Source organism: Myceligenerans salitolerans, from assembly GCF_017349295.1.
Classification (GTDB): Bacteria; Actinomycetota; Actinomycetes; order Actinomycetales; family Cellulomonadaceae; genus Myceligenerans; species Myceligenerans salitolerans.
The window spans coordinates 115,093-134,019 of sequence record NZ_JAFMPK010000009.1 but is presented as its reverse complement, the minus strand read 5'-3'; the positions used below and the strand labels follow the sequence as shown (position 1 = coordinate 134,019).

Below are 18,927 nucleotides of genomic sequence, written 5' to 3'. Positions count from 1 at the left end.
CGGAAGCTTCAGGCGCCCCGCCGGACCCGTTGACGAAGAATGCCCACGATCAGCGTACCGAGAAACAGGATGATCCCGATCACGGCCAGCCAGAGCAGTCCCTCGAAAACGAGGCCGACAACGGCCAGAACCGCCCACGCGATGAGAAGAATTACTATTGCGGTCCACATACTCTTCACGGTACGCGCATCACCTGGATAAGGCGATGATTCTTGAGCGCCAGATTCCCCTTTCCTGGACGGTTCCCGGTGTCGTGGTCGACGGCGTCGGATCTCCTCACCCGACAGCGTCGGCGGTCGCGCGGAGGGATCCCGGGGACCGGGCCGCGCCGGATCGCCGCACCGCGCCGGGTGACGTGCCGTGATGCCGTTTGAAGGCCCGGCCGAACGCCGCCTCGGAGCTGTAGCCGACCCGGCGGGAGATCGTGGCGACCGGGTCGCCGGTGGTGGTCAGCGCGGTGTATGCCTGCTCCAGGCGCCAGCGGGCGAGGTAGCGCATCGGCGGCTCGCCCAGGAGACCCGTGAACCGCTCCGCGAACGCCGACCGCGACATGCCGGCCAGCCCGGCCAGCTCGACCAGGCTCCAGTCACGCTCCGGTTGCGCGTGCAGGCGGCCGAGCGCCCGGCCGACGTGCGGATCGCGCAGCGCGGCGAGCCAGCCGGTGGCGGCCTCCTCGGAGGTGCGCAGCCATCGCCGCAGCACCTGGATGACGAGCACGTCCGCGAGCCGCGTCATCACCGCCTCGCCTCCGGGCTCCAGGCTCTGGGCCTCGTGCGCGAGCAGACGCAGGACCGTCCCGAAGGCACCGGACTCGCCGGCGTCCCAGGCGTCCACGCGGATCACGTCGGGCAGTTCGGCGACCAGGCGCGCGGTGAGCGGCTCGTCCACGGTCATCGCCGCATACGCGATCTGCGCGCGCTCTCCCCCGCCGCCGAAGCGCATGCGCTCGTACGTCTCGCCGACGCGCTCGACGGGGATGTCGAAGAGGCCGGTGCTCGCGACTCCCGGTGAGCTCAGCAGCCGGTGCGGTGTGCCGTGGGTGATCAGCGCGGCGCTGCCCGCCTCCAGGAGATGCCGCGCACCGCCGATCTCCAGGACGCAACGCCCGGTGAGGACGACGGGCAGCATCACGCACGGCTCGATCCGGGGGAAGTCCACGCCCCAGGGGGCGGTGAGGTCGGCCTGGCAGTACAACGCGCCGGTGAACCGGAGCAGGTGGAGGCCATCGCCCAACGGGCCGGTCAGATCACTCTGGCCGGTCGGTGGACCGGGGTGCGCGGCGGGACGTACCGGGTGGGTGTTGACCATGCGTCCAGCGTGGCATGCCGATCTGCCGACCGTCCGTGATTCCGGACGATCGGCATACGATGCCGGACCGGCGGGGATATCCCGTCCGGCGCTCCCGCCCCAGGCTGGACGCATGGAAACCACGAACGAGCACCTGACCTTCGGCGTGATCGGCGCCACCGGCAAGACCGGCCGTCGCGTCGCCGACCTTCTCGACGCCGGGGGGCACACCGTCCGCCGGCTCGCCCGCGGCACCGTCCCGCGGTTCGACTGGGAGCAGCCCGACGGCTGGGCCCAGGCCCTGCGGGGCGTCGACCGTCTCTACATCACCTATGTGCCCGACCTCGCGGCGCCGGGTGCGGGCACCGCGATCACGCGGCTCATGGAGGTCGCCCGGGACACCGGGGTACGGCGCGCCGTCCTGCTGTCCGGCCGCGGGGAGGAGGGCGCCCGCCGCTGCGAGGAGATCGTGCTCGGCTCCGGCATCCCCGCCACGATCGTGAGCGCCGGCTGGTTCATCCAGAACTTCACCGAGGGCGCGTTGAGCGGAGCCCTGGAGAGCGGCGTCCTCGCCATCGCCGCGGCCCAGGTGCGCGAGCCGTTCGTCGACGTGGACGACATCGCGGCCGTGGTCACCACGGTCCTGACGGACGACGGTCACGAGGGTCGCCGCTACGAGCTCACGGGGCCGGAGTCGCTGACCTTCGGCGAGGTCGCCACCCTGCTGACCGAGCTCACCGGGCGCGACATCCGGTACGTGCCGATGGGTTTCGAGGAGTTCCACGCCGCCGTCGCGGAGGAAGCCGGGCCGGAGACCGCGACCCTCCTGACCGAGCTCTGCCGCGAGGTGTTCGACGGCCGCAACGAGACGCCCGCCGACGGCGTCCAGCAGGTTCTCGGACGTGAGCCTCGCGGCGTGCGGGACGTCCTGGCGGGCGCACTCACGGCGGGCCGGCTCGCATGACCCGGCACGTGTCCCGGTGGCTGCTCGCCGCCACCGGCCTCACCCTGGTCGTCGTGGGCGCGGGCGTGGCGTTCGTGCCGCAGGCCTTCTACGCGGGCTACGGCATCGCGCCTGCCGACTCCTCCCCGCTGCTGGGCGAACTACGCGCCTCGGGCCTCGCCGTCCTGGCGTGGGGGTCGCTCGTCGGGGCGGGGGCGGTCATGCCTCGCCTCGCGGCCATGTCGGCACTCGCCGGCGCCGTGACCATGCTCGCCCATGCGGCCGGGCGAGCGCTCTCCTGGGGGGTCGACGGCGAGCCGGCCGCCGGGCTGGTCGCCGCGGGCGCCGCCGAGCTCCTGCTGGGCGCCGCCTGCGTGTGGGTCCTGACCCGGCTGCCGGCCGGCGCCGGCACCGAGCGGCCTCTCGGTCCCGCACATCCCGAGCGGTTCCCGGCGTCCTGACCGAAGGCGGTGCGCGTGGCCCGCGGCGAGAGCCGCGGGCCACGCGCACACGGACCCCGGACGCCCGGCCGCACCGAGATGCACGGCACCCGGTTCGTTCGTAGCGTGAACCGTGCGGGAGGCGGATTCCCGCGCAAAAAAGGGGGCGCACCATGGAACGACTGACCAAGGCAGCACTGGCCACGGGAGGAGCCGCACTCCTCCTGCTCGGCGGAGCCGGAACACTCGCCTACTGGACCGCCGAGGGCACGGCCGAGGGGCCGGACATCGTCTCCGGCAGCTTCTCGCTGTCGAGCTCGTCGTGCGAGGACACCTGGACCCTGGACGACGGGACGCCGCTGACCGGTGGCAGTGCGCTGGTCCCCGGCGACACCGTCACCCTGGAGTGCGTCTACACGATCGCGGGCGAAGGGCAGCACCTGGCGCTCGGCGACGTGACGGTGAGCGCGCCGACCTGGGAGACCGAGAACGCCTTCACGGCGGAACTGACGCTCACCGACCCGTCCTTCACCGTGAACGGCACGGAGCCGGCCCTGCCCGCACCGATCGCCACCGGCGACACGGTCGAGGTCCTGCTCGGCGTCAACTTCGACGGGCCTGGCGCGACGAACGCCTCTCAGTCGACCACGGGAGCGGAACTGATCGCCGCGCTCGACACCGTCACGGTGACCATGACCCAGGCGCACGCGGAGGCCGCCGGCTGACATGCGTGCCGTGCTCCGCTTCCTGGGGCGCGTCGTCGCAGTGCTCGTGATCGTGACCGGCGCCACGGCGCTGGCCGCGGGTGTCCTCGTACCCCGGCTCACGGGAGCCACCCCGTACGTGGTGACGAGCGGCTCGATGGCGCCGGCCCTGCCCGCCGGGACGCTCATCGTCACGCGGCCGGCGAATCCGTCGGACCTGCGCATCGGCGACGTCGTCACCTACCAGCTCCGGTCCGGTGAGCCGACGGTCGCGACGCACCGCGTGGTGGGCGTGGGGTCGACCGCGACGGGTGAGCGGACGTTCGTGACCCAGGGTGACGCGAACAACGCCGCCGACGTGCGGCCCGTACGCGCCGTCCAGGTACAGGGTCGCCTCTGGTACTTCGTGCCCTACCTCGGTCATGCCGCCGCTCTGGTGACGGGGGACCAGCGACAGGCCGTCACCACCGGGATCGTCGTGCTGTTGCTCGGGTACGCCGGCTGGCAGGTCGTCGCCATGCTCCGGGAGCGCGGCGGGCGACGTGCCCCGCCGCCCGCCTCCGGAGCCCCGGCCCGCTCCGGCGCGACGGCGGTGGGGCTCGTGCTCGCCTCCGGGCTGGCCGCCACGGCACTCGCACCGGCCGTCACGGCTCGGGCGGCCCAGGGCTCACCCGCCGCGACCTCCCCGGCCGTGGGGCTGAGCCTCGACGGCGAGACGTGGACCGGCGGCGGCATCTCGCCGCGATTCACCCGCGACCTGCACTGGGTCCCCGGAGACGTCGACACTCTGACGTTCTACGCGCGCAACGAGTCCGGGTCCACGGTGCAGGGGCGGGCGGAGGTACTGCTGCCGGACGACGGGAACCGGCTCGCCCAGGCCCTGTCGTTCCGCACTCGTCTCGACGACGCGGCATGGCACGGGAGCGCCCGCTCGGCGCCGGTGACCCTGGCCCCCGGCGAAGCGGTGCCGGTGAGCGTCGAGGTCGCCTTCGCACCAGGGTCGGCGAACGCGAGCCAGCGTGGACGGGTGCCGTTCGACGTCCGCGTGACGATGACCGAGCTGTCAGCCGGTGCGCGGGTACCGGAGGCCCCGCCGCGGTCCGGGGCCGGGACGCTGGCGCCCACCGGTACGGCGGTTCCCGTCCTGCTGCTCGTGGCCGCCGTCGCGGTGGCGACGGGTATCGCCCTGCGGAGGCGCCATGACTGAGTTCTCCGTCCGGGCAGGGTTCGTCGGCCTTCTCGTCGCCTGCCTGTGCGCGGGCGGCGGCGTGGCCTGGGCGTGGTGGTCGACCTCCGCGACCGCGGAGTCCCCGCCCGTGGCCTCCGGCCGGCTGGACCTGACCGCCGGGCCGTCGGCGGAGCAGCAGTTCCTGATGGGCCCGGGGGGCACCTGGACGTACTCGGCTCTCGCACTGCCCTCGGCGTTCCCCGGGGAAAGTGTCGCGCGGACCCTGGTGCTGCGCGCCGGCGGAGACGCGGACCTGGCGGTGAGCGGCTCGGCGGTGGCGTCGTCCTCGGCACTCGGACAGCATCTGCGGCTGCACGCGACCCGGGACGGGGTGGCCGGCAACACGGTCGTGAACGGCATGCGCGGGGGCACCTGCTCGGGCACCACCTTGGTGGCGGACCGTGCGGTGACGGCCACGGCGGCGCCGTTCTTCACGGATCTGACCGTGGGAGCCGGAGGCACCCTGACGCTGTGCCTGGTGCTGTCCCTGGACGGCACCGCACCGAGCGGCCTGCAAGGCCAGAGCGCCACCGTGTCGTTCACCCTGACGGCCCGCCAGGAGGTCGCCCCATGAGTGGTGCACGGCGCCGGACCGCGGCGGCAGCCCTCACGGGGCTGCTGCTGGGTGCGGTGATCGGCGCCGGGACGGCACCCGCCTGGGCATGGTGGACGGACCAGGCCACCGTCCGGTCCGGTGCCGTCGCGGCGGCGACCGTGCCGGCACCGGCTGCCGCCTGCGGTCCGGTCGGGGTCGCGTCCGTGCGGTTCAACTGGACCGCGGTGCCCGGTGCCACCAGCTACGTCGTGCACTTCGGTGCGAACGGGTCGATGACCCGGACCGTGACCGGCACGACGTTCACCACCACCCAGCTGGTGTCGTCCGGTACGTTCTGGGTCGTGGCGCAGCGGGAGTTCCCCGGCACCACCTGGGTGTCGGCGAACTCCAACCGGCTCGACTACGTCGTCGCCGTCGTCTCCCTGTGCGGCTGACCCCGTCCGGACAGACGGCGCACCCGCCGCTCCTCACCCGATTCCCAACATACCGTACAGTCGGTATGCTGCGTTGGTCGCCCGCGCAGCCCACGACGAGGAGGTCGTACCCATGGAGATCACCGGTGCCGTCCTGGAACGGTGCGGCGCGCCGCCCCCGTACGCGGAGTCCCGCCCGCTGACGGTCGGCCCGCTCCGGCTCGACCCTCCGGGACCGGGCGAGCTGCTGGTCCGTATCGAGGCCGCCGGCCTGTGCCACTCGGATCTCAGCGTGGTGGACGGCAACCGCGTCCGGCCCACCCCGATGCTGCTGGGGCACGAGGCCGCCGGGATCGTCGAGGAGGCGGGGTCCGGGACGGACCTCACCCCCGGCCGGCGCGTCGTGATGACCTTCCTCCCCCGCTGCGGCGACTGCGCGGAGTGCGCCACCGACGGCCGCCTCCCGTGCGCGGCGGGCAGCGCCGCCAACGCGGCCGGGACACTGCTCGGCGGCGAGCGCCGGCTGCGCCGTGACGATGCCGCCGTCCACCACCACCTGGGCGTGAGCGCGTTCGCGACGCACGCCGTCGTCCACCGTGCGTCGGTGGTGCCGGTGGACGACGACGTGCCCGCCGAGGTCGCCGCCATGCTCGGCTGCGCCGTCCTCACCGGCGGTGGCGCCGTCGTGAACGCGGGCCGTCCGGCACCCGGGGAACGGGTTGTCGTGGTCGGGCTGGGCGGGGTGGGAATGGCCGCGCTGCTCGTCGCCGTGGCGCTGGGTCACGAGGTGGTCGGCGTGGACACCGTGCCCGCCAAGCTCGACCTGGCCCGCGAACTGGGTGCGGCCCGGGCCTGCACGCCCGGCGACGCCCTCGACCACGACGTCACGGCTCCGGTGGTCGTCGAGGCGGCCGGGTCCGCCCGCGCGTTCGAGACGGCTTTCGCGCTCACCGCACCCGGCGGCACCACCGTGACCGTCGGCCTGCCCGGGCCCGAGGCCCGGGCCGCCGTCTCGCCGCTCACGCTGACCGCGCAGGCCCGCACCGTCGTCGGCTCCTACCTCGGATCCGCCGTGCCCGAGCGGGACATCCCCCGCTACGTGGACCTGTGGCGGGCCGGGCGCCTCCCGCTCGAACGGCTCGTCTCCGCCAGGATCGGGCTGGAGGGCCTGCCCGCCGCACTCGACCGCCTCGCCGCCGGCGAGGAACTCCGCCAGATCGTCCTCCTCGACGAAGGGATCACCGCATGACCACCACCACACCTCGCGTCGCCGTCGTCACCGGCGGCGCACGCGGCATCGGGGCCGCGACCGCCCGCCGGCTCGCCGACGACGGCCACGCCGTCGCCGTCCTCGACCTCCTGGAGGAGCAGGCCGCGGAGATTGCCGAGGCCATCGCGTCCGACGGCGGCCGGGCGCTCGCCGTGGGCGCCGACGTGGCGGACGTCGACTCGGTCGCGGCGGCGGTCGCCCGCGTCGTGGACGAGCTCGGCGCGCCGACGGTTCTCGTCAACAACGCCGGCATCCTGCGCGACAACCTGCTGTTCAAGATGTCCCCGGACGACTGGGACGCCGTGCTGGGGGTGCACCTGCGGGGTGCGTTCCTCATGACCCGCGCCGTCCAGGCGCACATGGTCGAGGCGGGCTGGGGCCGGGTGGTGAACCTGTCCTCGACGTCGGCGCTCGGTAACCGGGGGCAGGCGAACTACGCGGCGGCCAAGGCCGGGATGCAGGGGTTCACCAAGACGCTCGCGATCGAGCTCGGCCGGTTCGGGATCACGGCCAACGCCGTCGCCCCGGGGTTCATCGAGACCGAGATGACCCGGGCCACCGCGGAGCGTGTGGGCGTGCCCTTCGAGGACTTCGTGGCGCATGCGGCCAAGGAGACGCCGGTGGGCCGCACGGGCAAGCCGGAGGACATCGCGGCCGCCGTGTCGTACTTCTGCTCGCAGGACGCCGGGTTCGTGTCGGGTCAGGTGCTCTACGTGGCGGGAGGTCCGCGCGGATGACGATCGAGGTCAGCAGCCCCGCCGCCCTGCCCGACGCCGTGGGGGCGACCGCCACGGGCGAGTGGTTCACCGTGGACCAGGCCCGCATCGACGCGTTCGCGGACGCCACCGAGGACCACCAGTGGATCCACGTCGACCCCGAGCGGGCGGCTGACGGGCCGTTCGGCGCGACGGTCGCCCACGGCTTCCTCACCCTCTCCCTCCTGCCGCACCTGGCATCGAGCCTGGTGCGGGTGGAGGGCGTGAGCATGGCCGTGAACCGCGGGATGGACCGCGTCCGCTTCCTCACCCCGGTCACGGTTGGCTCACGGGTGCGCGCCACCACCGAGATCACCGGTGCCGAGCCGACCGAGCGCGGGGTGCGGGTCTCCTCCACGGTCACGATCGAGATCGAGGGCGCCGACAAGCCCGCGCTGATCGCCGAGGCGCTGTCGCTGTACGTTCCCGCCTGAGCCGCACCTCGCCGGACCGACCGCGGGCCCTTCCGGATCTCCCGGAAGGGCCCGCCGTCGTCCCGCGCACGCGCCGCGTCAGACGCGCTCGAGCACCATCGCCATCCCCTGCCCGCCGCCGACGCACATGGTCTCCAGGCCGTACCGGCCGCCGGTGGCGGCAAGCCCGTTGATCAGAGTGGACGTGATGCGCGCACCGGTCATCCCGAAGGGGTGCCCGACGGCGATCGCCCCGCCGTGCACGTTCAGCCGGTCCGCGTCGACGCCGAGCTCGCGCGCGGACGGGATCACCTGCGCGGCGAACGCCTCGTTGATCTCCACCAGGTCCATGTCGCCGACGCCGAGACCGGCGCGCGCCAGCGCCTGCCTGCTCGCCTCGACCGGACCGAGGCCCATGATCTCCGGCGAGATCCCGCTCACGCCGGTGGACACGATGCGCGCCAGGGGCTGCAGGCCCAGCTCGTCGACCACCCGCCCGGAGACCACGACGACGGCCGCGGCGCCGTCGTTCAGCGGGCAGGCGTTGCCCGCCGTGACGGTGCCGTCGGGGCGGAACCGCGGTTCCAGGCCGGCCAGGGTCTCGACGGTGGTCCCCGGGCGCGGGCCGTCGTCGGCGGCGACGACCGTGCCGTCGGCGAGCGTGACGGGCGTGATGTCCCGTTCCCAGAACCCGTCGGCGACGGCCTGCTCCGCGCGCTGCTGGCTCCGGGCCGCGAAGGCGTCCTGCTCCTCGCGCGTGATGCCGTGCAGCGCGGCCACGTTCTCCGCGGTCTGGCCCATCGCGATGTACGGGTCGGGCAGCAGGCCCTGCTCCCGCGGGTCGGTCCAGGTCTCCACCCCGCCGCCGGCCCGCTGCTCGGTCCGGGCGATCGCGTCGGCGAACACCGGGTTGTTCAGGTCGGCGCCGGGGATGAGGTCGCTGGATCCGACGTCCATGCCGCTGACGGACTCCACGCCCGCCGACACGAACACGTCACCCTCCCCCGCCTTGACCGCGTGGAACGCCATGCGGGTGGTCTGCAGGCTGGAGGAGCAGTACCGGGTCACGGTGGCGCCCGGAACCGTGTCCCAGCCCAGCAGGACGGCGACGACACGGGCCATGTTCATGCCCTGTCGCCCGCCCGGCAGTCCGCAGCCCAGCAGCAGGTCCTCCACGCGCGCCGGGTCCAGGCCCGGCACCCGGCCGACGGCGGCCTCCACCATCCGCGCGGCGAGGTCGTCCGCCCGGACGTCCCGGAGTGATCCCTTGTGCGCGCGCCCGATCGGTGAGCGGGCGGTCGCGACGATGTATGCCTCGGTCATGGTGTCTCGGTCCTTCCTCGGACGACGTCTGGGGTCGGGGTCTCGGGCCGGTGCTCAGACGAACGCCGCATGGCCCGTGATCGAACGGCCGACGATGAGCTGGTTCATGTCCTTCGTGCCCTCGAACGTGTACACGGCCTCCGCGTCGGCGAAGTACCGCGCGACCCCGTGGTCGAGCTGGATGCCGTTGCCCCCGCACGACTCGCGGGCCAGGGCCACCGTCTCGCGCATGCGGGTGGTGACGAACGCCTTGGCCATCGCGGCGTGGGCGTCGGTCTGCCGGCCCTCGTCCTGGAGCTGTGCGACGCGGACGCAGACGCCGAGGCTCGCCGTGACGTTGCCGAGCATGGTGGCCAGCTTGTCCTGGATGAGCTGGTAGCTCGCGATCGGGTTGCCGAACTGCTCGCGCTGGGCGGTGTACCGGACGGCGGCCTCGTAGGCGCCGACCATCGTGCCCAGTGCCTGCCAGGACACGCCGTCGCGCGTGACCCGCAGCACCTTGGCCAGGTCGCGGAAGCCGTCGATGCGCTGCAGCCGGTCCGCCTCGGCAACCTCGACGTCCTCCAGCGTGATGTCGGCGTTCTGCACGATGCGCAGCGACTGCTTGCGCTCGATCTTGGTGGCCGTGAACCCGGGCGTGCCCTGCCGCACGAGGAACCCCTTGACCTGACCGTCGGCGGTGTCCTTGGCCCAGATGACGACGACGTCGGCGAACGTGGCGTTGCCGATCCACCGCTTGGCGCCGTTCAGCACCCAGGTGTCGCCGTGGCGCGTCGCCGTCGTGCGCAGGCCCTTGGCCGTGTCGGAGCCTGCCAGTGGCTCGGTGAGGCCGAACGCGCCGATCACGTCGCCGGACGCCATGTCCGGGAGCCACTGCGCGCGCTGCTCGGACGAGCCGCCCATGCCGATCGAGCTCATCGCCAGCCCGGACGAGACCCCGATGAACGTGCAGAACGAGGAGTCGACCCGGGCGAGCTCCATGCCGACCCAGCCGCGGAACACCGCGGAACCGGAGAACGTCGTCGTCTCCTCCCAGGCGGAGCCGAGCGTGCCGAGCTCGGCGAACGGCTTGAACAGGTGCACGGGACACTCGGCACGGTCCCAGTAGTCGTCGGCGATGGGGCGCACCTCCCGCTCCATGAACTCGCGGACGGCCAGCACGGTCTCCTGCTCGCGGGGCGTGAGCAGGGACTGGAAGGCGTAGAAGTCGGCATCCAGGAGCGGTGAGCCGTGGTCGGCCTCCTGGGTGACGGGTGAGAGCGCCATCGATCCTCCGATCGTCGTCGATCACCGACCAGCAATCCGACCGGTCGGTCTGTACTATTGTGCCGCATGCCGGGAGCGCTGCGCCACACTGCCGGGGAGGCGCGTCAGGGCGCCCCGGAGACCGGCCGCGGCAGCGCCCGGGGCCACCGCCCGCGACCCGAAGGACACCCGCATGAGCCAGCACCCGTCGCACGATGCGCCCGCCACGTCCGCGCGCCTGCCGTTCCCGCTGCGCTGGAACGACAACGACCAGTACGGCCATCTGAACAACACCGTCTACTACGAGGCGATGGACACCGCCGCCAACCGCTGGATGATCCGGCACGCCGGGCTCGACCCCCAGGGCGACGTCATCGCCCTGTGCGTCGCGTCGTCCTGCCAGTTCCTGCGGTCGGCGTCGTTCCCCGAGGAACTCGAGGTCGAGGTGGGCGTGGAGAAGGTCGGGCGCACGAGCCTCACCTGGGCGCCGCGCATCCTGCGGACGGGCGAGGCCGAGCCGCTCGCCACGGGCTCGTTCACCCACGTGTTCGTGGACGCGGCCACCCGCCGCCCGGTCCCCGTGCCCGACGCCGTCCGCGCGGCGATCCACCGCCACCTGTCCGCCTGACGACGGGCGCACGGACTCCGGCCACCCTCACCGACGCCCGGAGCCCGACGTCCGACACCGACGCCCGACGTTCCCGACGTCCAGCACCCTCGACGTCCGACGCCCGGCGTCCGACACGAGGTTCGCCCGACATACCGACTACGCGGTATGCTCCGTCGACCGGCTCGCGCCCGCGCTGCCGGGTCGACGACGAGGGGGTCGAGGATGACTCAGGTGCCCGGACTGGACCAGGCCGGTCTCACACGATGGCTCGAACGCGAGCACCCGGAACTGGCCGCCGGACCACTGACCGCGACGCTGATGCCCGGCGGCCGCAGCAACCTGACGTACCGGGTGGACGGCGCCCGCATCCCGCTCGTGGTGCGCCGTCCCCCGCTGGGCCACGTGCTGTCCAGCGCACACGACATGGCCCGCGAGCACCGGGTGATCTCGGCCCTGCGAGCCAGCCAGGTGCCGGTCCCCCGCGTTGTGGACCTCGTGGACGACACCGAGGCCGGCGCGGTCACCGGCACCGTCTTCTTCGTCATGGAGCACGTCTCCGGCGCCGTGCTGGCGCGGCCGGAGCTCAACGCGGGATGGACGCCGGAGGCGCTGCGTGGCCTCAGCCTCCACCTGGCGGAGGTCCTGGCGGACCTGCACACCCTCGACCCGGCGGCCGTGGGCCTGGGCGGCTTCGGCCGGCCCGACGGCTATCTGGCTCGCCAGCTGCGGACGTGGCGCCGCCAGTACGACGCGTCCCGGTCCCGCGAGCTGCCCGCCCTCGACCGCCTCCAGGACCGCCTCGGCGACCTGCTGCCCGAGCAGAACCCGCGAGCCGCCGTCGTGCACGGCGACTACCGGCTCGACAACGTCATCGTCACCGCGCCGTCCGCACCGTCCGTGGCACCCCGCGTGGCCGCCGTCATCGACTGGGAGATGGCGACGCTCGGTGACCCGCTCGTCGACCTCGGGATGCTCGCCATGTACTGGGAGATCGCCGAGCTCACCGCCGACCACGGGCGGGCCGTCAGCGCCGTCGTCCCGGGTGCCGGCTACCCCGGGCTCGACGAGCTCGTGGACGCCTACGCCGCCAGGGCCCGTGTCGCCGCGCCGGAGCTGTCCTGGTACCGCGCCTTCGCCACCTACAAGCTCGCCGTGATCCTCGAAGGCATCCACTACCGCTTCCGGGCGGGCGAGACGGTCGGGGACGGGTTCGACACCATCGGCGACCTCGTCCTGCCGCTCGCCGAGGACGGTCTCGCCCGTATCGCCACCAGGAGGAGCTGAGCATGGACTTCGCACCCGACGCCACCACCACCGCGCTGACCGGACGCGTGCGGGCGTTCCTGCACGAACGTGTCCTGCCCGCCGAGCCGGTGCTGGAGGAGCAGCTCGCGGCCACCCCCGGCGAGTGGGGCTCGCGCCCCGTGGTCCGGGAGCTCCAGGCCCAGGCGCGCGCCGAGGGCCTGTGGAACCTCTTCCTGCCCGACGGCGCGGCCCCCGGCACGACGACACGCACCCGCCGGGGCGCGGGCCTGACGAACCTGCAGTACGCCTCGGTGGCGGAGCTGACCGGCTGGAGCCCGCGCCTGGCGCCGGTGGCGTTCAACTGCGCCGCCCCGGACACCGGCAACATGGAACTCCTGGCCCACTTCGGGACACCGGAGCAGCAGGAGCACTGGCTCGACCCCCTGCTCGACGCCCGCATCCGCAGCGCGTTCTGCATGACCGAGCCGGACGTGGCGTCGTCGGACGCGTCCCAGATCACCACCCGCATCCGCCGCGACGGCGACGACTACGTGATCTCGGGCCGCAAGTGGTTCGCGACCGGCGCGATGAACCCGGACGCCCGGCTGCTCGTCGTGATGGGCAAGACCGATCCGGACGGGCCGCGGCACCGGCAGCAGTCGATGGTGCTGGTCGGCCGGGACGCGCCGGGCGTCACGGTGGTGCGCCCGCTGAGCGTGTTCGGCTACGACGACCGCGACCACGGCGGCCATGCCGAGATCGTGTTCGACGACGTCCGCGTGCCGGCGTCGAACCTGCTGGGCGCCGAGGGCGACGGGTTCGCGATCGCCCAGGCGCGGCTCGGGCCCGGCCGCATCCACCACTGCATGCGCGCCCTGGGAACGGCGGAGCGGGCGCTGGCGCTGGTCCGCGAGCGCGCGCGCACGCGCAGCGCGTTCGGCGGCCCGCTCGCCGACAAGGGCGTGGTGCGGGAGTGGGTCGCGGAGTCCCGGATCGAGCTGGAGGCGCTGCGCCTGCTGGTGCTGAAGACGGCGTGGCTGATGGACACCGTCGGCAACCGCGAGGCGATGACGGAGATCCAGGCGATCAAGATCGCCGTGCCGCGCGCCGTCCAGCGGATCCTCGACCGGGCCATGCAGGTCTTCGGCGCGGCCGGCATCTCCGCGGACCAGCCGCTCGCCGAGATGTTCGCGGGCGCCCGCGCCCTGCGGCTCGCGGACGGGCCCGACGAGGTGCATCTCGCCTCGCTGGGCCGCGCCGAGCTACGGCGCCCCTGACCCGGACGCCCCCGACCCCGGCGCCCTGCCCCCCACCGCGGTCCCTGACACACCGCTCAACGACGACGGGAAAAGAGGAACCCATGACCCGCCACCCCGACGACGCCATCGACGGCGACGGCTTCGGCACCCTGTCCGTGGCGAGCATCCTCGCCGAGTCCGCCCGGCGGCGGCCGGACCATGCGGCCCTGCACTTCGCGGGCGCCACCATCACCTACCGGGACCTGTGGGAGCAGACCCGCGGGTATGCCGGCGCGCTCCGTGCCCGCGGGATCGGGCGCGGCGACCGCGTGGCGATGATCGTGCCCAACGTGCCGGACTTCGCGCGCGTGTACTACGCGACGCTCGCCCTGGGCGCCGTCGTCGTCCCCGTGCACCTGCTGTTCAAGGCCGACGAGATCGAGTACGTGCTGCGCGACAGCGGCGCCGACGTGCTCGTGGTGGCGGCGCCCCTGCTGGCCGAGGCCGTCCCGGCCGCGACTCGCGCGGGAGTGCCGATCCTGACGGTCCTGTCCCCCGCCGTCGAGGCCGGGGGCCCGGACCTGCCGCGCCTGGAGGACGAGGCGGCCGCGGCCGTGCCGATCGCCCGCCACGAGTCCGTCCGGCCCACCGCGGCCGCCACGATCCTGTACACCAGCGGGACGACGGGTTCCCCGAAGGGCGCCGTCGGCTCCCATCTGGCGCTGGTGGAGCAGGTGCACTGCTCCCTGGTGGACGCGTTCGACCTGCGCGCCGACGACGTCGTGTTCGGCGGCCTGCCGCTGTTCCACGCGTTCGGGCAGGTGTGCGTGCTGAACACGGCCTTCCGGGTGGGCGCGTCGGTGGTGCTGCTGCCCCGGTTCGAGCCCGACGACGCCCTGGCCCTCATGGTGCGCCACGGCGTGACCGTCTTCACGGCCGTACCCACCATGTACGTGGGGCTGGTGGAGGCGGCCCGGCGCGGCGGCACCCGGCCCGCGCTGCGGTACGCCGTCTCGGGCGGCGCCTCTCTCCCGGCGGCGGTGCTGGAGGCGTTCTCCGAGACGTTCGGCGCCCAGGTGCACGAGGGGTACGGGCTGACCGAGACCGCGCCGATCGTCTCCACCAACCCGCAGTCCGAGCCGATCCGGCCGGGCACGGTCGGCAAGCCGATCTGGGGGGTCGACGTCGCGATCGCCGACCCGGACGTGGAGGGTCGCGTCGTGCTGCTGGAGGAACCCGGCACGCTCGGGGAGATCGTGGTCCGGGGGCACAACCTCATGAAGGGGTACCTCGGGCGGCCGGACACGTCCGCCGAGGTGGTGGTGGACGGCTGGTTCCGCACCGGCGACCTCGGCACGGTCGACGACGACGGCGTGGTCACGATCGTGGACCGCAAGAAGGACATGATCATCCGCAACGGCTACAACGTGTACCCCTCGGAGGTGGAAGCCGTGCTGGCGCGCCACCCGGAGGTCGCGATGGCCGCCGTGTTCGGTCTGCCGCACGAGACGCACGGCCAGGAGGTGCACGCCGCCGTCGTGGCGCGCGACGGCGGCACGGTCGACGCCGCGGAGCTCGTCACGTACATGAAGGAGCACGTGGCGGCCTACAAGTACCCGCGCGTGGTGCATGTCGCCGACGAGCTGCCGCTGGGACCGAGCGGCAAGATCCTCAAGCGGGAACTGGTGGAGCGGTACCGGAACACGTAAGGCGTCCGGGATACCGCGGCCGGCAGGAGGCTGCCGGGAATCGGCGGGTGGATGACGGTGCGAGCAGGCGACGAAGGGCGGGACGGCCACAGCCGCCCCGCCCTTCTCGTGCTCGGACACGTGACGCCGCGTCGTCGCGCTCCGTCACGTCACTCGCCGGTGGGGATACCCTCGTTCTCCACGGGCTTCGGCTCGAGTTCGATCTCGCTGAGCGTGTCGCCCTCGCGGGCCCAGGCGTCGCCGGTGTACGACTGCTCGCCGCCGGTCACCACGGTGATGCCCGCCGCGTGGTACGGGCTGTGGTCGTCGGCCGAGAGGGAGTTCGGCACGACGCCGTTGCCCACGAGCTCGCCCGACTCCATCACCTCCAGGAGCGATGCGCGGGTGGGGTTCTCGCCCGCGAGCGCCAGCGCCTCGGCGAAGTGGTAGCCGACGCTGTAGCCGTAGATGGCGGTGCCGGTGAGCGGGGCGCCGTCGTTGTACTCGTCGTTGATCTGCGAGAACAGTTCGTACCACTCGTTGTCCTGCCCGGTGGGGAGGTAGCCGGTGGCGAGCATGCCCTCGAGCAGCGGTGCGCCTTCCTCGCCGAGGTACCCGGCCAGGGACTCCACGTCGGCGCCGGCGTTGGAGACCAGGTACTGCGGGAACCACTCCAGCTGTGCGGCCGTGCCCATGGCGATGGCCGTGAACCCGGGGATGGTCGCCAGCACGGCGTGCGTGCAGCCGGATTCCTTCATGGCGCCGATCTGCGCGGTGAGGTCCGGGTTGGAGGTGTTGTAGGTCTCGGAGGCGACGACGCCGTCGGCCCCGACGACGGCCTCCACGCCGGCGAGCACGTCGCCGCCGTAGTCGTCGTCCTGGCCGAGCACGCAGAACGTGGCCTCGGGGTCCTGCTCGGTGGCGTGGGTGGCCAGCACCATGCCGTCGGTGACGTAGTCGACGTTCATGCCGAACGTGTTCGGGTACTCCTCGGGCTGGTTCCACTGCGCCGAGCCCGAGGCGACGAACAGGTCCGGGACGTCGTTCTGGTCCAGGTAGTCCAGCACGGTGGTGTGGGTGGGGGTGCCCAGGCCGTTCACCATCGCGAAGATGCCGTCCTCGGAGACCAGTTCCCGGGTCACGGTCTGGGTGTTGGCGGGGTTGTAGCCGTCGTCCTTGACGATGTAGTCGATGGAGCGGCCGTGGATGCCGCCGTTCGCGTTGACGTACTCGAAGTACGCCGACGTCGCGGCGCTGATCTGCGCGTACGCCTCCGCTGCCGCCCCGGTCAGGGGCGTGTGCGTTCCGATCGTCACGGTGTCCTGCGTGACACCGGGCACCTGTTCGGTCCCGTCGGCGCCGGGGGTGGAGCAGCCGGTGAGGGCGAGGGCGGCGACGGCGGCGAGCGCCGTCGTGGCCGTCAGGGTCGTGGGTCGGGTCATTCCGATCACCTCTCTGTGTCGTGTGACGCTGTGGGTCGTGCGGTGGTCCGTGGGGTGAGGAGCTGGGCCACGCCGCCGGGCCGGGCGGCGATCACGGTGATGACGATCGCTCCGGTGAGGATGACCGCGAGGTTCCCGTCGAGCCGTTGCGCGAGGACGGGCGGCAGGCCGGCCGGCAGCTGGTCGAGGACGGTCTCCACGGCCCAGGGCAGCAGCACCACGAGGGCGGCGCCCACGGCGGCCCCGCCGATGCTGCCGAGCCCGCCGATGACGGCGCCGACCACCAGGAGCATGGAGAACGTGAGCCCGAACGCCCCGGGGCTGACGGACTGGGTGGCCATGACGATCACGGCGCCGCCGAGCCCGGCGGCCAGTGAGCTGGCGGTGAAGGCGCCGGCCTTGACCAGCCCGGGGTTCACCCCGGAGAGGCGGGCGGCCGTCTCGTGGCCGAGCACGGCACGCATCCGCAGTCCTTGCCGCCCGGCCCGCAGCAGCATCAGGGGTGTCACGGCGGCCGCCGCCACGACGATCGCCACGACGGCGTGGAAGTGCTCCACGTACATGAGGGCGGCGAGCGCGTCCGGCACGGGAACGAACGGGGCGCCGAGCCCCTGGTCGCCGCCGAGCCCGGGGACGGCGACGGCGGCTGACGGCAGGGCGATCACCAGGGCCAGGGTGAGCCCGGCGAGATAGGGCCCGTGCAGCCGTGCCGCGGCGGCGCCGAGCAGCGCGCCGAGGGCTCCGGCGGCCACGAGACCGCCGAGGAGGCCGGCGAGCAGGCCGGCGTACGGCGCGGCCGGGCTGTCACCGAGCGCGCCGGTCACGGAGCCCGCCGCGAAGGCGTAGCCGTAACCGCCGGCGGCCATGAGCACGGAGTGGCCCAGGGAGAGCTGGCCGGTGAGTCCCACCAGCACCGTGAGCCCGGCGACGGCGGCGAAGCACGCGGCGAACCGTGCGACCTGGAAGTTCCAGTAGGGGTCCAGGAGGAACGTCGCGGCGAGGGCGACGAGCGTGACCAGTGCGGCACGCAGGACGATACGGCGGGTCATGCGGCACGCTCCTTGGCTGCGGAGAAGAGGCCGCCGGGCCGGACGAGCAGCACGAGCGTGAGCAGTGCCAGCACGGCCAGCGGGGCGGCGGCGGCCACGAGGTACCCGCTGACGAGGGAGACGAGCACTCCCACGAGCAGGCCGGCCAGCAGGGCACCGGCCGGCGAGTCGAGCCCGCCGATCACGGCGACGGCGAAGGCCTGCACGAACAGCCCGTCGAGGGCGTGCGGGTGCAGCCCGAGCTCGGTGGGGACCAGGAGCAGGCCCGCGAGCGCCGCGGTGGCCAGCGAGAGCATCCAGCCGAGGGTGATCATGCGGGACACGCGCACGCCGAGCAGCCGGGCGGTCTCGGGGGCGAACGCGGCGGCGCGCAGCTGGAGCCCGAGGCTGGTACGGGTGAAGCCGAGGGCGAGCGCGGCCATCACGAGCCCGGCCACGACGAGGACGAGCAGGTCGTACGGGGAGAGCACGGGGATGCCCGCGAGCACGAACGGCCGTTCGGACAGGGGCGCCGGGACGGGCTGGTACTCGGGGCCGAAGGCGATGGCGAGCCCGGCCTGCAGGATCATGACGAGGCCGATGGCGACGATGATCCCGGGCAGTGGTGTGTGGGTGGGGACGAGCCGCATCGGCCCGCGTTCGGCGGCGGCGCCGAGCAGGCCCCCGGCCACGACGCCGGCGAACGCCCCGAGCCACCACGAGCCGCTGACGGCCGTGACGGCGAGCGCGGCGTAGACGGCGACGACGGCGAGCGCGGCCTGCGCGAAGTTGATCACGCGGTTCGCGCGCCACACGATGACGAGCGACTGGGCGAACAGTGCGAGCACGGCGCCGTGCGCGAGCCCGGCCGCGACGAGGAAGACGAGTCTGTCCATCGGTTCCTCCTTCAGAATCCGAGGTAGGCGTGCCGGAGCGCCGGGTCTGCGGCGAGGTCGCGGGCGGGGCGGTCGGTGACCACGTCGCCGAGGCTGAGCACGACGCCGCGGTCGGCGACGGACAGCGCGCTGGTGACGTTCTGCTCGGCGACCAGGACGGTGAGCCCGGTGCGTTCGGCGGTGCGGCGCAGGACGCCGAGCAG

Annotated in this window: 20 protein-coding genes; 13 read left to right on the top strand and 7 right to left on the bottom strand. The window is 73.4% G+C overall.

The window, feature by feature from the left end:
- Positions 1–8: 8 nt before the first annotated feature.
- Together J0911_RS01015 and J0911_RS01010 are read right to left on the bottom strand one after the other, a co-directional pair.
- Positions 9–170 carry a hypothetical protein gene (locus tag J0911_RS01015; RefSeq protein WP_207273532.1) on the bottom strand — a complete coding sequence of 54 codons (162 nt, stop codon included), beginning with the start codon at positions 168–170 and terminating at the stop codon, positions 9–11.
- A 106-nt stretch (positions 171–276) separates the two neighbouring features.
- Positions 277–1,308: an AraC family transcriptional regulator gene (locus J0911_RS01010; RefSeq protein WP_207273531.1), complete on the bottom strand. Its 1,032-nt coding sequence runs from the start codon at positions 1,306–1,308 to the stop codon at positions 277–279.
- Positions 1,309–1,420: 112 nt separating this feature from the next.
- On the opposite strand from J0911_RS01010, the gene J0911_RS01005 reads away from it, so the two are divergent.
- From J0911_RS01005 to J0911_RS00965, 9 genes are all read left to right on the top strand, one after another.
- A complete protein-coding gene (locus tag J0911_RS01005) occupies positions 1,421–2,251 on the top strand; it encodes a Rossmann-fold NAD(P)-binding domain-containing protein (RefSeq protein ID WP_207273530.1) in 831 nt (276 codons plus the stop codon).
- Positions 2,248–2,691, top strand: a complete 444-nt coding sequence (locus J0911_RS01000) for a DUF4345 family protein (RefSeq protein ID WP_207273529.1) — start codon at positions 2,248–2,250, stop codon at positions 2,689–2,691. The genes J0911_RS01005 and J0911_RS01000 overlap by 4 nt, the downstream gene beginning before the upstream one ends.
- A 152-nt stretch (positions 2,692–2,843) precedes the next feature.
- Positions 2,844–3,395, top strand: coding sequence for an alternate-type signal peptide domain-containing protein (locus J0911_RS00995; protein WP_207273528.1), 552 nt, complete (start codon positions 2,844–2,846; stop codon positions 3,393–3,395).
- Positions 3,396–3,405: 10 nt separating this feature from the next.
- Positions 3,406–4,581 carry a signal peptidase I gene (locus tag J0911_RS00990; RefSeq protein WP_207273527.1) on the top strand — a complete coding sequence of 392 codons (1,176 nt, stop codon included), beginning with the start codon at positions 3,406–3,408 and terminating at the stop codon, positions 4,579–4,581.
- Positions 4,574–5,176, top strand: coding sequence for a hypothetical protein (locus J0911_RS00985; protein WP_207273526.1), 603 nt, complete (start codon positions 4,574–4,576; stop codon positions 5,174–5,176). Before J0911_RS00990 ends, J0911_RS00985 begins: the two co-directional genes overlap by 8 nt.
- A complete protein-coding gene (locus J0911_RS00980) occupies positions 5,173–5,592 on the top strand; it encodes a hypothetical protein (protein ID WP_207273525.1) in 420 nt (139 codons plus the stop codon). The genes J0911_RS00985 and J0911_RS00980 overlap by 4 nt, the downstream gene beginning before the upstream one ends.
- Positions 5,593–5,704: 112 nt before the next feature.
- Positions 5,705–6,820: an alcohol dehydrogenase catalytic domain-containing protein gene (locus tag J0911_RS00975; RefSeq protein ID WP_207273524.1), complete on the top strand. Its 1,116-nt coding sequence runs from the start codon at positions 5,705–5,707 to the stop codon at positions 6,818–6,820.
- Positions 6,817–7,578 (top strand): 3-oxoacyl-ACP reductase FabG, encoded by a 762-nt coding sequence (gene fabG, locus J0911_RS00970; RefSeq protein WP_207273523.1) that lies wholly within the window; start codon positions 6,817–6,819, stop codon positions 7,576–7,578. Before J0911_RS00975 ends, fabG begins: the two co-directional genes overlap by 4 nt.
- Positions 7,575–8,030, top strand: coding sequence for a MaoC family dehydratase (locus J0911_RS00965; protein WP_207273522.1), 456 nt, complete (start codon positions 7,575–7,577; stop codon positions 8,028–8,030). Before fabG ends, J0911_RS00965 begins: the two co-directional genes overlap by 4 nt.
- 78 nt (positions 8,031–8,108) lie before the next feature.
- Here the strand turns inward: J0911_RS00965 and J0911_RS00960 are convergent, their stop codons facing one another.
- Together J0911_RS00960 and J0911_RS00955 are read right to left on the bottom strand one after the other, a co-directional pair.
- The gene (locus tag J0911_RS00960; protein WP_207273521.1) at positions 8,109–9,332 is read right to left on the bottom strand and encodes an acetyl-CoA C-acetyltransferase; all 1,224 of its coding nucleotides are present in this window, start codon (positions 9,330–9,332) and stop codon (positions 8,109–8,111) included.
- Between the two features lie 54 nt (positions 9,333–9,386).
- Positions 9,387–10,598 carry an acyl-CoA dehydrogenase family protein gene (locus J0911_RS00955; protein WP_207273520.1) on the bottom strand — a complete coding sequence of 404 codons (1,212 nt, stop codon included), beginning with the start codon at positions 10,596–10,598 and terminating at the stop codon, positions 9,387–9,389.
- Positions 10,599–10,770: 172 nt separating this feature from the next.
- Between J0911_RS00955 and J0911_RS00950 the strand changes: the two genes are divergently transcribed.
- From J0911_RS00950 to J0911_RS00935, 4 genes are all read left to right on the top strand, one after another.
- On the top strand, positions 10,771–11,205 hold the full coding sequence (locus J0911_RS00950) for an acyl-CoA thioesterase (protein ID WP_207273519.1): 435 nt from the start codon (positions 10,771–10,773) through the stop codon (positions 11,203–11,205).
- A 204-nt stretch (positions 11,206–11,409) separates the two neighbouring features.
- The gene (locus tag J0911_RS00945; protein WP_207273518.1) at positions 11,410–12,471 is read left to right on the top strand and encodes a phosphotransferase family protein; all 1,062 of its coding nucleotides are present in this window, start codon (positions 11,410–11,412) and stop codon (positions 12,469–12,471) included.
- 2 nt (positions 12,472–12,473) lie between these two features.
- The gene (locus J0911_RS00940) at positions 12,474–13,709 is read left to right on the top strand and encodes an acyl-CoA dehydrogenase family protein (RefSeq protein WP_207273517.1); all 1,236 of its coding nucleotides are present in this window, start codon (positions 12,474–12,476) and stop codon (positions 13,707–13,709) included.
- An 83-nt stretch (positions 13,710–13,792) separates the two neighbouring features.
- Positions 13,793–15,379: a long-chain-fatty-acid--CoA ligase gene (locus J0911_RS00935; protein WP_207273516.1), complete on the top strand. Its 1,587-nt coding sequence runs from the start codon at positions 13,793–13,795 to the stop codon at positions 15,377–15,379.
- Positions 15,380–15,528: 149 nt separating this feature from the next.
- Here the strand turns inward: J0911_RS00935 and J0911_RS00930 are convergent, their stop codons facing one another.
- The 3 genes from J0911_RS00930 to J0911_RS00920 are packed head-to-tail and all read right to left on the bottom strand — an operon-like array spanning position 15,529 to position 18,724.
- Complete coding sequence (locus tag J0911_RS00930; protein ID WP_207273515.1) at positions 15,529–16,800, bottom strand: ABC transporter substrate-binding protein; 1,272 nt, start codon at positions 16,798–16,800, stop codon at positions 15,529–15,531.
- 5 nt (positions 16,801–16,805) lie between these two features.
- Positions 16,806–17,849: a branched-chain amino acid ABC transporter permease gene (locus J0911_RS00925; protein ID WP_207273514.1), complete on the bottom strand. Its 1,044-nt coding sequence runs from the start codon at positions 17,847–17,849 to the stop codon at positions 16,806–16,808.
- Positions 17,846–18,724: a branched-chain amino acid ABC transporter permease gene (locus J0911_RS00920; protein WP_207273513.1), complete on the bottom strand. Its 879-nt coding sequence runs from the start codon at positions 18,722–18,724 to the stop codon at positions 17,846–17,848. The genes J0911_RS00925 and J0911_RS00920 overlap by 4 nt, the downstream gene beginning before the upstream one ends.
- Between the last annotated feature and the right edge of the window lie 203 nt (positions 18,725–18,927).